This is a genomic window from Pseudomonas sp. PDM01, from assembly GCF_014852325.1.
Lineage (GTDB): Bacteria > Pseudomonadota > Gammaproteobacteria > Pseudomonadales > Pseudomonadaceae > Aquipseudomonas > Aquipseudomonas migulae.
In genome coordinates this window covers 946,151-962,083 of sequence record NZ_JACVBK010000001.1, presented here as the reverse complement: position 1 = coordinate 962,083, position 15,933 = coordinate 946,151, and the positions used below count along the sequence as shown (strand labels likewise).

Here is a 15,933-nt window from a genome sequence, read left to right as displayed (position 1 = left end):
TGCTGGCGATGGGCTCAAGTGCGCCGCGCTTAACCAGATTTCACGCGTTATCGTTAACGACCATCGCCAGCAAGCCGGCTCCTACAGAGGGTGTGTGAACCTGTTTTATGGTGTTTGGGCAAAAAAAAGCCCCTGAAGTCAGGGGCTTTTTTTAGTGCGGCGAAGCAACCGTCAGCATCTGACCCGGCTTCAGCGCCTGGCCGACACGCGGGTTCCAGCGCTTGAGGTGCTGCATTTCAACGTTGAAACGCTTGGCCACGATGTACAGCGAGTCACCTTGCTGGACCTTGTATTGAGTCTGCGGTTTCTTGGTGTCCGTCTTGCCATTCGTCTTGGTATTGGCGGCCACTACGGTGTTGACGCGTCCGGAGCTGCGCTTGGTCTTGTCCTGCATCACCAGCGTCTGGCCAACCTTGAGGTCCTTGCCAGTCAGCTTGTTCCAGCGTTGCAGGTCTTTTACGTCGACCTTGTTGGCCTTGGCGATGGTGCCGAGGTTGTCGCCACGTTTCACGCGGTAGGCGCGTTTGAGGCTGGCGATCTGGGTATCGTCTGCGCCTTCGAACACCGGTTTGAGCGACTTCTTGCTGATCAGCTCTTCGGGACGCATGGTCGACAGGCTGGCGGTCAGCAGTTGCGCCTTGGACGTCGGCACCAGCAAATGCTGAGGGCCGTCCAGAGTGGTGGTGCGCTGCTTGAAGGCCGGGTTGAGCTGGAACAGCTCGTCTTCGTCGATATTGGCCACCGCTGCAACCTTGGACAGGTCCATGCGCTGGTTGATTTCGACAGCCTGGAAATACGGCTCGTTGGCGATCGGGTTGAGGTTCACGCCGTAGGCTTCGGGCGCCAGGACCACTTGCGACAGGGCCAGCAACTTCGGCACATAGGCCTGGGTTTCCGACGGCAGTGGCAGGTTCCAGTAATCGGTGGGCAGGCCAAGTCTTTCGTTACGTTCGATGGCCCGGCTGACCGTACCTTCACCCGCGTTGTAAGCCGCGAGGGCCAGCAGCCAGTCGCCGTTGAACATGTCGTGCAGACGGGTCAGGTAATCCATCGCGGCGGTGGTCGACGCGGTAATGTCGCGACGGCCATCGTAGAAACGGGTCTGGCGCAGGTTGAAGTAACGCCCGGTGGAAGGAATGAATTGCCACAGGCCAACCGCGTCGGCCCGGGAATAGGCCATTGGGTTGTAGGCGCTTTCAATCACTGGCAGGAGTGCCAGTTCCAGCGGCATGTTGCGTTCTTCAAGGCGTTCGACGATGTAGTGAATGTAGAGACTGCCGCGTTCGCCGGCGTTTTCGAGGAAGGAAGGGTTGCTGGCGAACCACAGGCGCTGTTGCTCGATGCGCGGGTTGACGCCCAGGCCTTCCTGCAACTGGAAGCCCTGGCGCATGCGCTCCCAGACGTCCTGTGGAATTTGCGGGCTAGGCTTTTCGCTGAGCCAGATGGGCTTCTGTTTGGCTCGCGCTGCGATGTTCGGGGTATGTGCCGCGTCGGTCTGCGGCACATGGCTGGAACAGCCCGCCAGAGTGGCGGACACAGCCACCGCTATGGCTTGAGCCAAGCGGGTCAATGCGTCTGAATTGATGGCTTTACGAATAGATGACGACATTGGCTGGAAGTAAGTTCCGGGCAAAAATGTCGGGCGATTCTAGAAAGCGCACCCTCTGCGGTCAACCATTCAGATTTTTCGCACCAACGGCAAGCCCTCTCAGAACTGATCCTTCCAAGCGCGCAGAGCAGCAAAAACCGCACTCGGAGCCCGGTTATAGGTGCCATTCCGTTCGTCCACTTTTTCTTTAACAGATGTTTCGTCGACACGTAAAAACGGGTTGGTCTGCTTTTCCAAGGCCAGTGTCGACGGCAAAGTAATGACTCCGGCGGCCCGTTGCTCCGTGACTTTAGCCAGACGTTCGACGGTATGTGGGTTGCCGGGCTCGACCGCTACGGCGAAACGCAGGTTGCTCAAGGTGTATTCATGAGTGCAGTAGACCCGCGTGTCCTCTGGAAAGGAGGCGAGGCGCGTCAGCGACGTGTGCATTTGCTCGGGGGTGCCTTCAAACAGCCGTCCGCAACCCGCAGCGAACAGGGTATCGCCGCAAAACAGTACGCCCTGATGGTAGTAGGCAATGTGCCCCAGGGTATGGCCGGGAACGGAGATCACCTCAAAGTCCCAACCCAGCACGTTGATACGGTCGTTGTCCTTGAGCGCGACGTCCCGCGCCGGAATGGTTTCACTGGCCGGGCCGTAGACCTTCGCGTCCGTCGCTTTTTTCAACTGTTCGACGCCGCCGACATGGTCGTGATGATGGTGAGTGATCAAAATATCACTCAGTGCCCAACCCGGATTCGCCGCGAGCCAGGCCTGGACCGGCGCGGCATCGCCGGGATCGACCACCGCACAGCGTCGCGTGTCGGGGTCTTGCAACAACCAGATGTAGTTGTCGGTGAAGGCGGGCAGGGCACTGATCTGTATCATCGTCGGATTCGCCAAGCGGAAAACAATGGCGCATCTTAGAACTTCCTGGCGCGTTGGAGAATGCAATGACTGATAAAGCGTTCGCTCAGGCTGATCCTGACTGGCTGGCCCTGATCAGCGCGGCCCGTGAATGGCTGTCCGGCCCCATCGGGCAGTTTCTGCTGGACGAAGAACGCCGCATGCTCGAAGACGAGCTGGGGCGCTTCTTCGGTGGCTATCTGGTGCATTACGGTCCTTCGGCTGAGACTCCGCCGTCGGCGCCGCAGGTCCAGCGCAATGTGCGGCTGGGTGCGCCATTGCCGGGTGTCGAGATTGTGTGTGAAGAGCAGGCCTGGCCGTTGAGCGAGCACGCTGCCGATGTGGTGGTGTTGCAGCACGGCCTGGATTTCTGCCTGTCGCCCCATGGTTTGCTGCGCGAAGCGGCGAGCAGCGTGCGTCCCGGCGGGCATTTGCTGATCATCGGGATCAACCCCTGGAGCAGCTGGGGCTTGCGCCACGTGTTCGCCCATGACGCCTTGCGCAAGGCGCGGTGCATTTCGCCGTCGCGGGTCGCCGACTGGCTGAACCTGCTGGGCTTCGCGCTGGAGAAACGCCGCTTCGGGTGCTATCGTCCGCCGCTTGCGTCCCCGGCCTGGCAAGCCCGTTTGGCCGGTTGGGAGCGCAAGGCCGGTGATTGGCAACTGTCGGGTGGCGGCTTCTATTTATTGGTCGCGCGCAAGATCGTGGTCGGCCTGCGGCCGGTTCGTCAGGAACGTCGTGAGCCGATGGGCAAGTTGATTCCATTGCCGATGGCCAAGGTCAACCGCCGCAACATCGAGCCGTAACACTTTTTATATTCCCGGCCGGGCGCGTCCCGGCCTCGGGCATCGTCGATCAACGGTCGGCGGGCCACCGCATTTTCTGGATAGATTGGCATGAGCGATAGCGTAGAACTCTTCACCGACGGCGCCTGCAAGGGCAATCCTGGCCCAGGCGGCTGGGGCGCATTGCTGGTGTGCAAGGGCGTTGAAAAAGAACTCTGGGGTGGCGAAGCCAACACCACCAACAACCGTATGGAGCTGATGGGCGCGATTCGCGGGCTGGAAGAACTGAAGCGTTCCTGCGACGTGCTGCTGGTGACAGACTCGCAGTATGTGATGAAAGGCATCAACGAATGGATGGACAACTGGAAGAAACGCGGCTGGAAAACGGCAGCGAAAGAACCGGTAAAAAATGCTGACCTGTGGAAATTGCTGGACGAGCAAGTCAACCGCCACAACGTCACCTGGAAGTGGGTGCGCGGGCACATCGGGCATCACGGCAACGAGCGGGCCGACCAGTTGGCTAACCGTGGCGTGGATGAAGTGCGCGGTTACAAACAAGCCTGACCTTTGTAGGAGCCGGCTTGCCGGCGATAGCGTTCCTGAGATCAATACAAGGCTCAGGACCTATCGCCGGCAAGCCGGCTCCTACAAGATCGGTGTTCACAGCATCAAAATGGCGTTGGCCAGTTGTTGGTCTGAATACTGATCGCTCAGCCCGCCACGAATCCTCTCGAATGCCGCTTCAATCCGCGCCCCGCGAATCTCCCCGTCACTCGCCACAAACGCTGCCGCATCATCCTTGGCCGCCAGCACAATCTTGTCGTCCTTGAATGATCCGCTCGTGCCCTTGGACGAACTCAAGGTCAGGCTCAACGTGATATCGGTGCTGATTACAAAACTGGTGGCCTGGGCGGTGGTTGCGATCAGGCAGCCGCCCAGGACCAGCAGGCGTAGCGATTGTGTGGTGGTCATGACGAGCTCAAATCCATCGGAAACAAGCCGCGCACGCTATCAAGCCGTTCTTTGCCAAACTTTATGAACATTGCTAATGATTGTTAAAAACTGCATGAGCTTCAGTCATTTGCCTGTGCGCACGCCTGATCCCGTGGGCGTGTTAACATCGCCGTTTTTGCACGATTGACCCGTTGAGAGCTGAGCACTGATGGCCACCAGATCCGTTGTACTCGATACCGAAACCACCGGCATGCCGGTGACCGACGGCCACCGGATTATCGAAATCGGTTGTGTCGAGTTGATCGGTCGGCGCCTGACCGGCCGGCATTTTCACGTTTACCTGCAACCGGACCGCGAGAGTGATGAAGGCGCCATCGGCGTTCACGGCATCACCAACGAATTCCTGGTGGGCAAGCCGCGCTTCACTGAAGTGGCTGATGAGTTTTTCGAATTCATCAAGGGCGCGCAGCTGATCATCCATAACGCGGCGTTCGACGTTGGCTTCATCAACAACGAATTCGCCCTGATGGGCCAGCACGATCGTGCGGACATCACGCAACACTGCTCGATCCTCGACACCCTGATGATGGCCCGGGAACGTCACCCGGGGCAGCGCAACAGCCTCGACGCCTTGTGCAAACGTTATGGCGTCGACAACTCCGGCCGTGAGCTCCACGGCGCCTTGCTCGACTCCGAGATTCTCGCCGACGTTTACCTGACCATGACCGGCGGCCAGACCAGCCTGTCGCTGGCCGGCAATGCGTCCGACGGCAACGGGTCTGGTGAAGGGGCGGACAACTCAGCCACGGAGATCCGCCGTTTGCCGGCCGATCGCCAGCCAACCCGCATCATCCGCGCCAGTGAAGATGATTTGGCGCAACACATGGCCCGTCTGGAAGTCATCGCCAAATCCGCCGGTGCGCCATCGCTGTGGCAGCAACTGCTTGAGGCTGAAGCTCAGGCGTAAATCTCGAGATAGACACTAACCTGTAGGAGCCGGCTTGCTGGCGATAGCGTCCGTTCAGACGATGAACGTGTCGACTGTCCCACCGCCATCGCCGGCAAGCCGACTCCTACAGGGTTATGCGATCCACTCGTGACCCATTTCGGGGCATTGCACTCGCCACAAGCGCCTCAACCCTCTACCCTGAGGTTATTGGCAGGCTACGGACTGCCGCCTCAGGACACTGAGCCCCATGTATAAAGATTTGAGATTCCCGGTCTTGATCGTCCATCGCGACATCAAGGCCGACACGGTTGCCGGTGATCGGGTGCGTGGCATCGCCCGGGAGCTGGAGCAGGAAGGTTTCAGCATTGTCTCGGCAGTGGATTACACCGAAGGGCGGTTGGTCGCGTCGACCCATCATGGCCTCTCGTGCATGTTGATCGCCGCCGAAGACCCCAGCGCCAACTCCCATCTGTTGCAGAACATGGCCGAACTGATCGGTCTGGCGCGGGTGCGTGCGCCGGATTTGCCGATTTTCGCGCTGGGCGAGCAGGTGACGCTGGAAAACGCCCCGGCCGATGCGATGGACGAGCTCAATCAGCTGCGCGGTATTCTCTATTTGTTCGAAGACACCGTGCCGTTTCTGGCACGGCAGGTCGCACGAGCCGCACGCAAATACCTGGATGGCCTGCTGCCACCGTTCTTCAAGGCGTTGGTGCAACACACCGCCGACTCCAACTATTCCTGGCACACGCCCGGCCACGGTGGCGGCGTGGCCTATCACAAGAGCCCGGTGGGGCAGGCGTTTCACCAGTTTTTCGGGGAAAACACCCTGCGTTCGGACTTGTCGGTGTCGGTGCCGGAACTCGGTTCGCTGCTCGACCACACCGGCCCTCTGGCCGAGGCGGAAGCGCGAGCGGCGCGCAACTTTGGCGCCGATCACACCTTCTTCGTGATCAATGGCACCTCGACGGCCAACAAGATTGTCTGGCATTCGATGGTCGCCCGCGATGACCTGGTGCTGGTGGACCGCAACTGCCACAAGTCGGTATTGCACTCGATCATCATGACCGGCGCGATTCCGTTGTACCTGTGCCCGGAACGCAACGAGCTGGGGATCATCGGCCCGATTCCGCTGAGTGAATTCAGCCGCGAATCGATTCAGGCCAAGATCGACGCCAGCCCGTTGACCAAGGGCCGTGCGCCCAAGGTCAAACTGGCGGTGGTGACCAATTCGACCTACGACGGCCTCTGTTACAACGCCGAACTGATCAAGCAAAGCCTGGGCAACAGCGTCGAGGTGCTGCATTTCGATGAGGCCTGGTATGCCTATGCGGCGTTTCACGAGTTTTTTGCCGGACGTTACGGCATGGGCACTGCGCGCAGTGCGGACAGCCCGCTGGTGTTCACCACCCATTCCACCCACAAACTGTTGGCGGCGTTCAGTCAGGCCTCGATGATTCACGTCCAGGACGGCGGTGCGCGGCAACTGGATCGCGACCGCTTCAACGAAGCGTTCATGATGCACATATCCACGTCGCCGCAGTACAGCATCATCGCCTCTCTGGATGTGGCGTCGGCGATGATGGAAGGCCCGGCGGGTCGTTCGCTGTTGCAGGAAATGTTCGACGAAGCCCTGAGTTTCCGTCGGGCACTGGCGAATTTGCGTCAGCACATCGCCGCTGATGATTGGTGGTTTTCCATCTGGCAGCCGCCGTCGGTGGAAGGCATCGAGCGCGTGGTGACGGAAGACTGGTTGCTGCAACCCGATGCCGACTGGCACGGCTTTGGCGGCGTGACCGATGACTACGTGCTGCTCGATCCGGTCAAAGTCACGCTGGTGATGCCGGGCCTCACCGCCGGCGGTGCGTTGAGCGAACGCGGGATTCCGGCGGCGGTGGTCAGCAAATTCCTCTGGGAGCGCGGGCTGGTGGTCGAGAAGACCGGGCTCTATTCATTTCTGGTGCTGTTCTCCATGGGCATCACCAAGGGCAAATGGAGCACGCTGCTGACCGAGTTGCTGGAGTTCAAGCGCAGTTATGACGCCAACGTCAGCCTCGTGACCTGCCTGCCCTGCGTGGCGCAGCAGGAAGGCGCGCGTTACAAGGGTATGGGGCTGCGCGATTTGTGCGATCAACTGCACGCCTGTTACCGCAGCAATGCCACGGCCAAACATCTCAAGCGCATGTACACCGTGTTGCCGGAAATCGCCATGAAGCCGGCTGACGCTTATGATCATCTGGTGCGTGGCGAGGTGGAAGCCGTGTCCATCGATGCGCTGGACGGCCGCATCGCCGCGGTGATGCTGGTGCCGTATCCGCCGGGGATTCCGTTGATCATGCCCGGCGAACGTTTCACCGAGTCGACCCGCTCGATCATCGATTACCTGGCGTTTGCCCGCACGTTCGATAGCAGTTTCCCGGGGTTTGTCGTCGATGTGCACGGCTTGCAACACGAAGACGAGGGCAATGGGCGGCATTACACCGTCGATTGCATCAAGGAGTGAGGACCTTTCCCAGTATGCAACCGGTCATGAATCCGAAATACCCAGGGCTGTCGGTTCGCGTTGCCGACGACGGCTTTGCAGCTTACATCTGGGGCAGTGATTTCAGTTTTGAAGTCACGGCCTATGTCGCCGCCGAAATCGGCAAACCGATGGAGCAATGGGCGGTCACGCCAATTACCCCTTACCGCAAGTGCTATGGCATCGATCCCGAGGAATTCAGCAGTTTCCGCGACGCCGCCGACAGCGCGATTTTCATAGCTTATCTCGATGATGAGCCAGTGGGCCACCTGGTGATCAGCACCAACTGGAACGGCTTTGCCCATATCGACGAGTTGGCGGTCCACGCGCCGGCCCGCCGGCATGGCGTGGCCAAGGCGCTGCTGGATGTGGCGCAGTTCTGGAGCCGCAAGAAAAAACTGCCGGGCATCATGCTAGAAACCCAGAACAACAATCTGGGCGCGTGTCGGCTGTATGAGCGCTGCGGTTATGTGATGGGGGGTGTCGATCATCTGCGCTATCGCGGCATCGACCCGAACACCGCCGAAATCGCATTGTTCTGGTATCGACTGTTCGACAATCCGCTGGAAAGCCCGATCAGCTCGCCAACATCGCCACGGCTTGTTCCGTGACGATGTCCAGCAGTGCCTGAAGGGCGGGGGATGGCTCGCCGTTCTTCAGGGTCAGGGCGTAGACGCTGATCGGCACGGCGGGCGCCAGCGGGCAGGCATCCAGGCCGGCGGATTTGGCCCCGAGCGCGGTGAACGGGTCGACAATCGCCAGGCCTTCACCGGCTTCGACCATGCTGCGCATCATCTGGTGAGTCTGAACCCGAGTGTGAATCACCGGGGCAGGGCGCAGGGCGTGCAGTTTGTTGTCGAGTGCCGGGCTCAGCGGATCATGACCTTCCAGGCCAACCATCGACTGCCCCGCCAGGTCTTGCAGCGAAATGTACTTCTGCTTCGGTTGCAGCCAGCCATGGGGGGCCAGTAGCTGGAGTTTGCCCTGGGCAATCACCTGGCAATGAATATCGGCGTGGTCGGGATCGTGCAGGCTCAGGCCCAGATCGCTTTCGCGCAGCAGCAGGCTTCTGACGATGTCGCGGGTGGGTTGGCTCAGGAGGCTGCAAGGCACGTCGGGGAGGCGTCGGCGCAACGCCGCGATGCTCTGTGGCAACAACTGTTGTGCCAAGGGCGGCGTGCAAATGATGCGAAGGGGTGGGGCCTGATATTGCTTGAGGCTGCTGGCCAGTCGCAGGACCGGCTCGAGCGCATCGTAGACGTGGGCGATTTCGACCTGTAGCTCCCGCGCCTCGCGCGTGGCTTGCAAGCGTCCACGCACGCTGGAAAACAGCATGAAACCCAACTGACTCTCAGCGTCACGCAGAATGCCTTCGACCTCGGCCACTGGCAGCTGCAGCCATTCGGCGGCGGTGCCAAGGTGACCGGTCTGCAGGAGCGCCTGGATCACTTCGATATGACGTAAACGCATGCGTGAAGTCCATGTTCAGCAGGTGAGGGAGTCAGTGGCTGAATCCTAACCCAAGTCCGCGCATAAGACTTCTGCTCATAACGCGAGGTTATGAGGCGACGCTGGCTTCGGGTTCACGAATGAGGGTGACGCCCGATTGCACCAGCAGAAACTCGTTCTCATCAAGCTTGTTGACGCGGTCGCCAATGGCCAGCTTGTAGGTGGTGACAGCGGTGAGGCCGTCTGCCGAAGGGGTGGATTCCTGGAACTCATGCACGGAATAGACACGGCCTTCCGCGTCTCTTGCATGGAACTGACTGACGAGTACTGCTGCCATCTGCTTAGAACCTCTGGAGATAAATCACTCAATTTGCGGTTCTGTAGACCGTGGTTGGGCGAGGTAAGTTTTCCTACAGGAAAAAAATAGTCAGGGGCGGCGTTTTTCAGTCGCCCACTGCTTGAATCGTCATCTATAACTACAAGCTCTTTCCATCGGACAGTCGAGAATCTTCCATGAGCAATGTCTACACGATCGCCGTTCTGGTCGGCAGCTTGAGAAAGGAATCGATCAACCGCAAGGTGGCGTTGGCCCTGGCCGATCTGGCACCTGCAAATCTCAAGCTCAACATCGTCGAAATTGGCGACTTGCCGCTCTACAACGAAGACATCGATGGCGAATCACCGCCGGCAGCCTACAGCACTTTCCGGCAACAAGTGAGTTCATCCGACGCGTTGCTGTTCGTCACCCCGGAATACAACCGTTCGGTTCCTGCGCCGTTGAAGAACGCAATCGACGTCGGTTCACGGCCATATGGCAAGAGCGCCTGGGGTGGCAAGCCGGGTGCGGTGATCAGCTGTTCACCGGGGGCTATCGGCGGGTTTGGCGCCAACCATCATTTGCGCCAGTCCATGGTGTTTCTCAATGTGCCTTGCATGCAACAACCGGAAGCCTACTTGAGCGGTGCCGGTTCGGCCTTCGATGAAGCGGGCAGATTGTCCGAGACGGTGAAGCCGTTTTTGCAGAGTTTCATCAATGCTTACGGGCAGTGGGTCGAGCAGCATAAGAAAGTCTGAATATCACTTTGATAGCCGCTGCCGAATGCAGGCTCGGCAGCGGCTGCACAAACAAACGTTTCCATACTTTGCTTTACTGGATATTCGAAATTCCATATATTCACGCCTCGTTTGTCCGGAGGCGTTTCCCTGTATGTCCGACTCTTACAGTCCCGTCGATGTTTTCAAGGCCCTGGCCGATGACACGCGCAGCCGTATCGCGCTGTTGATCGCCCGCGAAGGCGAGTTGTGCGTGTGCGAGTTGACCGCCGGGCTGGACTTGAGTCAGCCGAAAATTTCCCGTCACCTGGCGCTCTTGCGTAGCAATGGCCTGTTGGCGGACCGCCGTCAGGGGCAATGGGTGTTCTATCGCCTGCACCCGGACCTGGCGCCTTGGGTCGTCACTCTGCTGCACGGCGCACTGGCTGAACATCAAGGCTGGCTGGCTGCCGATGTCGCACGCCTTCAAGCCATGACCGATCGACCTGTACGTTGCTGTTAATCCCTGATTTCTGTTGAAGGCTGCTTTGCATGCTCATTGCGTCGTTGATTTTCCTGCTGACCATCACCCTGGTGATCTGGCAGCCCAAAGGCCTCGGTGTCGGTTGGAGTGCGGTGTTCGGCGCCGTGCTGGCGCTGATTTTTGGTGTGGTGCACCTCAGTGATATTCCGCTGGTGTGGCAGATCATCTGGAACGCCACCGGCACTTTTGTTGCGTTGATCATCATCAGCCTGTTGCTGGATGAGGCGGGGTTCTTTGCCTGGGCGGCACTGCATGTCGCGCGGTGGGGGCGGGGCAGTGGGCGCAAGTTGTTTGCCTACATGGTGCTGCTCGGCGCGCTGGTCTCGGCCTTGTTTGCCAACGACGGGGCGGCGCTGATCCTCACGCCCATCGTGATTTCCATGCTGCTGGCGTTGCGCTTTTCCCCGGCGGCGACCCTGGCGTTCGTGATGGGTGCCGGGTTTATTGCCGACACTGCCAGCCTGCCGCTGGTGGTGTCGAACCTGGTGAACATCGTTTCCGCCGACTTCTTCCACATCGGCTTCAATCGCTACGCGGCGGTGATGGTTCCGGTCAACCTGGTGAGCGTTGCGGCGACACTGGCGGTACTGATGTGGTTTTTCCGGCGCGACATTCCCAAGGATTACGATCCTGAGCAACTGGAACATCCGTCCAGTGCGATCCACGACAAGGCGACGTTTTATGCCGGTTGGGCGGTGTTGCTGATCCTGTTGATCGGCTGTTTTGCGCTGGAACCGCTGGGTATTCCCATCAGTGCCATTTCGGCGGTGTGCGCGGCGTTGCTGCTGGCCATTGCTGCCCGAGGCCACAAGATTTCCACGCGCAAGGTGCTGAAAGAAGCGCCGTGGCAGATCGTGATTTTCTCGCTGGGCATGTATCTGGTGGTCTACGGCCTGCGTAACGCCGGGCTCACCGGGTATCTGGCGGGTTGGCTGGACGGTTTTGCCGGTTACGGCGTCTGGGGCGCAGCCATGGGCACGGGTGTGTTGACGGCGCTGCTGTCGTCGATCATGAATAACCTGCCGACGGTGCTGATTGGTCTGCTGTCGATTGACGCGAGTCAGGCGAGCGGAGTGGTGAAGGAGGCGATGATCTACGCCAACGTGATCGGCAGTGACCTGGGACCGAAGATTACGCCGATTGGCAGCCTGGCGACGTTGTTGTGGCTGCACGTGCTGGAGCGCAAGAGCATTCGGATCGGCTGGGGGTATTACTTCAAGGTCGGGATTGTGTTGACGGTGCCGGTGTTGTTGGTGACGTTGGCGGCGTTGGCTGTGCGGTTGTCCGTTTAGACCGCGTCGGCCCCATCGCGAGCAGGCTCGCTCCCACAGGGATTTTGTGAACGCCGCAAATCCAATGTGGGAGCGAGCCTGCTCGCGATGGGGCCAGTCTAGTCACTACAAAAACTAACCACTGCCCGGCACATTCGGCCAAAGATCCGCCACCAGAAACAAGCGCTCCGCTTCCTCCCACTCCCCATTCGCATTCTCGATCAACCGCACCAGCAACTGCGCCGGCGCCAGCGGTTCCAGATCGCTCAGCCACGCTTGCAGCTGTTGCGTGCTCCAGGTCTGCTCGGCCGGGTAGTGCGCCGGCGCCAGCCAGGCATGGCGGGGCAGGGGTTGCCAGCGACCGAACGGGCGCTGCGTGACAAAATCATTCCAATCCTTTTGATGCAGCCAGCTACCGCGCAAATGCTGCGGGTGCGCACCGCTTGGGGCTTCGGATTGCCCCGGCCACGGATAAAGCAGATAGCCGCCCAGCCACAAATGCGCACTGAACTGCTGGATGTCCAGCGCCGCCAGGACCTCGCGGCTCTCCGGTCGCGCGGAAATCGGCAGCTGATGCTGGCTCAGGTGCGCCAGTTTGCGGTCCAGCCGATCATGGCAGCCCGGCCCCAGCCAATGCGCGGTGTTATGCCCCGCGCCATTTTGTGGGCCGAGGTAAAGCTTGATCGCCAGTTCCAGGTGATGCACGCCGTCGCGATCGCGCAGCAGCATGTCCAGTTCGCCCAGCGTGTGGCCTTCGCGACGGATTGGCATGTTCGCGGCAATCAGATCGATGCCCGGTGCATGGCGCACGGCGTATTGCCACAGCCGTTCGTAATACAGACCCAGGCGCCGGGTCCGGGCCTGGGCCAGCCAGTGCAGCAAGTCGTAGCTGTCGTTATCCAGTTGCCGTAGCCAGAGTTCCAGCCGTTCCGGTACCTGCACCCAGTCACTGCCGGCCAGTGGATGGCGTTGCGGCCACGGCGTGACCTCCAGCATCGGCGGCGCGAGGATGACCCAGGCCAGGTCGCGGACCTCGGGGTGGCGCAACTGGTGGGGTAACTGCAGCAAATCGGGAAATAGGATCATCTTGCGAGCATAGCCCTAAACCTGAGTGCGCCCTTGTGGCTGAAAGGATTTTGTCTATCCCGCGCTTTCGCCCATAATCGTGGTTTTCGCCGTCGCAAACCGTAGGGGCACCATGGAGCAATTTCGTAATATCGGCATCATCGGTCGCCTGGGCAGTTCGCAGGTGCTGGATACCGTCCGCCGACTGAAACGGTTTCTGCTCGATCGTCACCTGCACGTGATCCTCGAAGACACCATCGCTGAAGTCCTGCCGGGTCATGGCCTGCAAACTTCATCGCGCAAGATGCTCGGTGAAGTCTGTGACATGGTGATTGTGGTCGGCGGTGACGGCAGCCTGCTTGGCGCCGCACGCGCACTGGCCCGACACAATATTCCGGTGCTCGGCATCAACCGTGGCAGCCTCGGTTTCCTGACCGATATTCGCCCCGATGAACTGGAAGTCAAAGTCGCCGAAGTGCTCGACGGCCACTATCTGGTGGAAAACCGCTTCCTGCTGCAAGCCGAAGTCCGCCGCCACGCCGAGGCCATTGGCCAGGGCGATGCGCTGAACGACGTGGTGCTGCACCCCGGCAAATCGACGCGCATGATCGAGTTCGAGCTGTACATCGACGGCCAGTTCGTCTGCAGCCAGAAGGCCGACGGCCTGATCGTCTCCACGCCGACCGGCTCGACCGCGTACGCGCTGTCGGCGGGCGGCCCGATCATGCACCCCAAACTTGACGCTATTGTGATTGTGCCGATGTACCCCCATACCTTGTCGGGTAGACCGATTGTGGTCGATGGCAACAGTGAGCTGAAAATCGTCGTGTCCAAGGATATGCAGATCTACCCGCAAGTCTCCTGTGACGGGCAGAACCACTTCACCTGCGCGCCGGGTGACACCATCACCGTGAGCAAGAAAGCGCAGAAGCTGCGGCTGATTCATCCGCTTGACCACAACTACTACGAAGTCTGCCGGACCAAACTCGGCTGGGGCAGCAAGTTGGGGGGTGGAGGCGACTGATGCTCGATCCCGCGCGAAGTTATGACCTTATCGGTGACGTGCACGGTTGCGCCCTGACCCTTGAGCACTTGCTCGACCTGCTTGGTTATCACAAACAGGGCGGCGTCTGGCGGCATCCGTCGCGCATGGCGGTGTTCGTCGGTGACATCATCGACCGCGGCCCGCGGATTCGCGAGGCGCTGCACATCGTCCACGACATGGTCGAGGCTGGCCAGGCGTTGTGCATCATGGGCAACCATGAATTCAACGCGCTCGGCTGGAGCACGCCAGCGCCGCCGGGCAGCGGCAAGCAATTCGTCCGTGAGCACACGCCACGTCATGCGCGCCTGCTGGGTGAAACCCTGACCCAGTTTGAAGACCATCCCGCGGACTGGCATGACTTCCAGCAATGGTTCTACGAACTGCCGCTGTTTGTGGATGCCGGGCGTTTCCGTGTGGTTCACGCCTGCTGGGATTCGGGCCTGATCGAGCCGCTACGCGCTCTGTTTCACGACGGCTGCGTCGATGAACATTTCCTCCAGGCCTCGGCCGTGCCGGGCAGTTTTGCCTGCACCGTGTTCGACCGTTTGCTGCGCGGCACCGACATGCGCTTGCCTGACGGGTTGACCATGACCAGCGGCGATGGCCTGACGCGCTCGTTCTTCCGCACCAAATTCTGGGAAGACGACCCGCAAACCTACGGAGACATCGTGTTCCAGCCTGACGCTTTACCGGAACCCGTCGCCCGGACGCCGCTGTCGTCCACCGAGAAAAACACCTTGCTGCGCTATGGCGTTGACGAGCCCTTGTTGTTCGTCGGCCACTACTGGCGCAGCGGCAAACCGGCGCCGATCCGCCCGAACCTGGCCTGCCTGGATTACAGCGCGGTGCTTTACGGCAAGCTGGTCGCCTATCGACTGGATCAGGAAACCCGGCTCGATCCGCACAAATTCGTCTGGGTCGACGTCGAACGGCCGGAGGCACTGCGATGAGCGCCGTGGCCGTTTTACGCCTGCCGCTGGCGGTGGATCTGAGCGGGTTCGTCAAACTGCTGCAACGCATGCAGGTGCCGCATCGGGTCAGCGAAGAGCAGGGCGAGCAGGTGCTGTGGGTGCCTGCCAATATCAGTGAAGACGTGCGTGCGTTGTACGAGCGTTTTCCGACGGGTGATCCCGATCAGCAACTGGACATCCCGGTGGCGATAACCGCGAAGCGTCCCGGTTTCGTCGAGCAATTGCGCCACGCCAAAGCGACGGCGGCGGTGCTGCTGCTGAGCCTGATCGTCGGTGCGGTGACGCTGCTGGGCGAAAACCTCGACACGATGCGCTGGTTGACCTTCCTCGATTTCCGGGTGGTCGGCGAATACATCCATTTCACGCCATTGGCCGACAGCCTGGCAGCGGGGCAGTGGTGGCGTCTGGTTACGCCGATGCTGATCCACTTCGGCATCCTCCACCTGGCCATGAACGGCATGTGGTATTGGGAACTGGGGCGACGCATTGAGTCGCGTCAAGGCGGCATCAACCTGATCGGCCTGACCCTGCTGTTCGCCCTGGTGTCGAACTACGCGCAGTTTTATTTCAGCGGCCCGACCTTGTTTGGCGGGTTGTCCGGCGTGCTGTATGGCCTGCTAGGGCATTGCTGGATCTTTCAGATCCTGTCGCCGAACCGCGCTTATCGCCTGCCTCGCGGGGTGCTGGTGATGATGCTGGTGTGGCTGCTGCTGTGCCTGTCCGGGCTGGTCTCGATGATCGGCTTCGGTGAAATTGCGAACGCCGCCCACGTCGGCGGGTTACTCATCGGATGCTTCACCGGTTTGTTGGGTGGTTTGTACAACCGCCGTAAACTGGCCGCCTAAAAAAGTTA

17 protein-coding genes are annotated in these 15,933 nt (G+C 60.2%); 11 read left to right on the top strand and 6 right to left on the bottom strand.

The genetic code is table 11. The features are described 5' to 3' along the window. Positions 1–151: 151 nt before the first annotated feature. Entirely contained in the window at positions 152–1,609 is a 1,458-nt protein-coding gene (locus IB246_RS04270; protein ID WP_008038257.1) for a transglycosylase SLT domain-containing protein, read from the bottom strand. A gap of 99 nt (positions 1,610–1,708) precedes the next feature. Beyond that, complete coding sequence (gene gloB / locus IB246_RS04265) at positions 1,709–2,476, bottom strand: hydroxyacylglutathione hydrolase (RefSeq protein WP_008038259.1); 768 nt, start codon at positions 2,474–2,476, stop codon at positions 1,709–1,711. 65 nt (positions 2,477–2,541) lie between these two features. Here gloB and IB246_RS04260 point away from each other — a divergent pair, with 65 nt between their 5' ends. Both IB246_RS04260 and rnhA read left to right on the top strand, forming a co-directional pair. Further along, positions 2,542–3,300: a methyltransferase domain-containing protein gene (locus IB246_RS04260; RefSeq protein ID WP_008038260.1), complete on the top strand. Its 759-nt coding sequence runs from the start codon at positions 2,542–2,544 to the stop codon at positions 3,298–3,300. Positions 3,301–3,390: 90 nt separating this feature from the next. Beyond that, entirely contained in the window at positions 3,391–3,843 is a 453-nt protein-coding gene (gene rnhA, locus IB246_RS04255; RefSeq protein WP_008028618.1) for a ribonuclease HI, read from the top strand. A 96-nt stretch (positions 3,844–3,939) separates the two neighbouring features. Here rnhA and IB246_RS04250 read toward each other — a convergent pair whose 3' ends face one another. Next, positions 3,940–4,251 (bottom strand): DUF2388 domain-containing protein, encoded by a 312-nt coding sequence (locus IB246_RS04250; protein WP_008038263.1) that lies wholly within the window; start codon positions 4,249–4,251, stop codon positions 3,940–3,942. A gap of 190 nt (positions 4,252–4,441) precedes the next feature. Here IB246_RS04250 and dnaQ point away from each other — a divergent pair, with 190 nt between their 5' ends. From dnaQ to IB246_RS04235, 3 genes are all read left to right on the top strand, one after another. Then, positions 4,442–5,200, top strand: a complete 759-nt coding sequence (gene dnaQ / locus IB246_RS04245; protein ID WP_008038265.1) for a DNA polymerase III subunit epsilon — start codon at positions 4,442–4,444, stop codon at positions 5,198–5,200. Positions 5,201–5,429: 229 nt separating this feature from the next. After that, positions 5,430–7,685 (top strand): Orn/Lys/Arg decarboxylase N-terminal domain-containing protein, encoded by a 2,256-nt coding sequence (locus tag IB246_RS04240; RefSeq protein WP_008038267.1) that lies wholly within the window; start codon positions 5,430–5,432, stop codon positions 7,683–7,685. Positions 7,686–7,699: 14 nt separating this feature from the next. Then, positions 7,700–8,314 (top strand): GNAT family N-acetyltransferase, encoded by a 615-nt coding sequence (locus IB246_RS04235; protein ID WP_008038268.1) that lies wholly within the window; start codon positions 7,700–7,702, stop codon positions 8,312–8,314. Here the strand turns inward: IB246_RS04235 and IB246_RS04230 are convergent. Both IB246_RS04230 and IB246_RS04225 read right to left on the bottom strand, forming a co-directional pair. Beyond that, positions 8,280–9,173 carry a LysR family transcriptional regulator gene (locus IB246_RS04230; RefSeq protein WP_008038270.1) on the bottom strand — a complete coding sequence of 298 codons (894 nt, stop codon included), beginning with the start codon at positions 9,171–9,173 and terminating at the stop codon, positions 8,280–8,282. The genes IB246_RS04235 and IB246_RS04230 overlap by 35 nt on opposite strands. Positions 9,174–9,261: 88 nt before the next feature. Next, a complete protein-coding gene (locus IB246_RS04225) occupies positions 9,262–9,489 on the bottom strand; it encodes a hypothetical protein (protein WP_008028606.1) in 228 nt (75 codons plus the stop codon). Positions 9,490–9,665: 176 nt separating this feature from the next. On the opposite strand from IB246_RS04225, the gene IB246_RS04220 reads away from it, so the two are divergent. From IB246_RS04220 to IB246_RS04210, 3 genes are all read left to right on the top strand, one after another. Then, on the top strand, positions 9,666–10,226 hold the full coding sequence (locus tag IB246_RS04220; protein WP_008028605.1) for an NADPH-dependent FMN reductase: 561 nt from the start codon (positions 9,666–9,668) through the stop codon (positions 10,224–10,226). Between the two features lie 133 nt (positions 10,227–10,359). Continuing rightward, positions 10,360–10,707: a metalloregulator ArsR/SmtB family transcription factor gene (locus tag IB246_RS04215; RefSeq protein WP_008028603.1), complete on the top strand. Its 348-nt coding sequence runs from the start codon at positions 10,360–10,362 to the stop codon at positions 10,705–10,707. A 29-nt stretch (positions 10,708–10,736) separates the two neighbouring features. Continuing rightward, complete coding sequence (locus IB246_RS04210; protein WP_008028602.1) at positions 10,737–12,020, top strand: arsenic transporter; 1,284 nt, start codon at positions 10,737–10,739, stop codon at positions 12,018–12,020. A 114-nt stretch (positions 12,021–12,134) separates the two neighbouring features. Here IB246_RS04210 and IB246_RS04205 read toward each other — a convergent pair whose 3' ends face one another. Further along, a complete protein-coding gene (locus IB246_RS04205) occupies positions 12,135–13,085 on the bottom strand; it encodes a DUF1853 family protein (protein ID WP_008038274.1) in 951 nt (316 codons plus the stop codon). Between the two features lie 112 nt (positions 13,086–13,197). Between IB246_RS04205 and IB246_RS04200 the strand changes: the two genes are divergently transcribed. The 3 genes from IB246_RS04200 to IB246_RS04190 are packed head-to-tail and all read left to right on the top strand — an operon-like array spanning position 13,198 to position 15,925. Then, the gene (locus IB246_RS04200; RefSeq protein ID WP_008028599.1) at positions 13,198–14,088 is read left to right on the top strand and encodes an NAD(+) kinase; all 891 of its coding nucleotides are present in this window, start codon (positions 13,198–13,200) and stop codon (positions 14,086–14,088) included. Further along, positions 14,085–15,059, top strand: a complete 975-nt coding sequence (locus IB246_RS04195; RefSeq protein WP_177318166.1) for a metallophosphoesterase — start codon at positions 14,085–14,087, stop codon at positions 15,057–15,059. Before IB246_RS04200 ends, IB246_RS04195 begins: the two co-directional genes overlap by 4 nt. Beyond that, positions 15,056–15,925, top strand: a complete 870-nt coding sequence (locus tag IB246_RS04190; protein WP_008038279.1) for a rhomboid family intramembrane serine protease — start codon at positions 15,056–15,058, stop codon at positions 15,923–15,925. Before IB246_RS04195 ends, IB246_RS04190 begins: the two co-directional genes overlap by 4 nt. Positions 15,926–15,933 lie beyond the last annotated feature (8 nt).

Excerpts from the sequence above, each read along its gene's own strand:
- dnaQ (WP_008038265.1), top strand. The coding sequence starts at position 4,442 with ATGGCCACCAGATCCGTTGTACTCGATACCGAAACCACCGGCATGCCG.
- IB246_RS04250 (WP_008038263.1), bottom strand. The coding sequence starts at position 4,251 with ATGACCACCACACAATCGCTACGCCTGCTGGTCCTGGGCGGCTGCCTG.
- IB246_RS04260 (WP_008038260.1), top strand. The coding sequence starts at position 2,542 with ATGACTGATAAAGCGTTCGCTCAGGCTGATCCTGACTGGCTGGCCCTG.
- IB246_RS04230 (WP_008038270.1), bottom strand. The coding sequence starts at position 9,173 with ATGCGTTTACGTCATATCGAAGTGATCCAGGCGCTCCTGCAGACCGGT.
- IB246_RS04210 (WP_008028602.1), top strand. The coding sequence starts at position 10,737 with ATGCTCATTGCGTCGTTGATTTTCCTGCTGACCATCACCCTGGTGATC.
- IB246_RS04205 (WP_008038274.1), bottom strand. The coding sequence starts at position 13,085 with ATGATCCTATTTCCCGATTTGCTGCAGTTACCCCACCAGTTGCGCCAC.
- IB246_RS04190 (WP_008038279.1), top strand. The coding sequence starts at position 15,056 with ATGAGCGCCGTGGCCGTTTTACGCCTGCCGCTGGCGGTGGATCTGAGC.
- IB246_RS04215 (WP_008028603.1), top strand. The coding sequence starts at position 10,360 with ATGTCCGACTCTTACAGTCCCGTCGATGTTTTCAAGGCCCTGGCCGAT.
- IB246_RS04220 (WP_008028605.1), top strand. The coding sequence starts at position 9,666 with ATGAGCAATGTCTACACGATCGCCGTTCTGGTCGGCAGCTTGAGAAAG.
- IB246_RS04240 (WP_008038267.1), top strand. The coding sequence starts at position 5,430 with ATGTATAAAGATTTGAGATTCCCGGTCTTGATCGTCCATCGCGACATC.
- rnhA (WP_008028618.1), top strand. The coding sequence starts at position 3,391 with ATGAGCGATAGCGTAGAACTCTTCACCGACGGCGCCTGCAAGGGCAAT.
- IB246_RS04235 (WP_008038268.1), top strand. The coding sequence starts at position 7,700 with ATGCAACCGGTCATGAATCCGAAATACCCAGGGCTGTCGGTTCGCGTT.
- IB246_RS04270 (WP_008038257.1), bottom strand. The coding sequence starts at position 1,609 with ATGTCGTCATCTATTCGTAAAGCCATCAATTCAGACGCATTGACCCGC.
- IB246_RS04200 (WP_008028599.1), top strand. The coding sequence starts at position 13,198 with ATGGAGCAATTTCGTAATATCGGCATCATCGGTCGCCTGGGCAGTTCG.
- IB246_RS04225 (WP_008028606.1), bottom strand. The coding sequence starts at position 9,489 with ATGGCAGCAGTACTCGTCAGTCAGTTCCATGCAAGAGACGCGGAAGGC.
- gloB (WP_008038259.1), bottom strand. The coding sequence starts at position 2,476 with ATGATACAGATCAGTGCCCTGCCCGCCTTCACCGACAACTACATCTGG.